The organism is Collinsella sp. LCP21S3_C7 (genome assembly GCF_052118485.1).
Classification (GTDB): domain Bacteria; phylum Actinomycetota; class Coriobacteriia; order Coriobacteriales; family Coriobacteriaceae; genus Collinsella.
Map to the genome: position 1 here is coordinate 1 of NZ_JBQKHC010000073.1, position 326 is coordinate 326.

1 pseudogene is annotated in these 326 nt (G+C 66.0%); it reads left to right on the forward strand.

Annotated features, from left to right (window positions below):
• Positions 1-77: 77 nt before the first annotated feature.
• Positions 78-326 (forward strand): annotated as a pseudogene (locus ACTQ1E_RS08940) (IS21 family transposase); the annotation flags it as partial.

The window sequence follows — 326 nt, forward strand, 5'->3', positions numbered from 1 at the left end:
CCCCGCTAACGTACTTTCACCAACTGCGCTAACGGAACTATGCTCCGATCGGGTATCCGACCCGGGAGGAGCGGGATATGGAGCGAAACGTAATGGGAGAGCTGAACGTCTACAGGGGGTCCGGCGCGAAGCCGAACTTCAGCGAGATCGCGAGGAGGCACGGCATGGACCGGCACACGGTCGCCAAGTACTGGCGGGAGGGCGAGTCCGCCGCCGACGGCAGGTCCGCGAGGGGCAGCGCCTTCGACCCGCTCGAGGAGGTGATCCGCTCGAAGGCCCAGCTGCCCGGGATGACCAAGATGGCCGTCTACGCGTTCCTGCGCGAG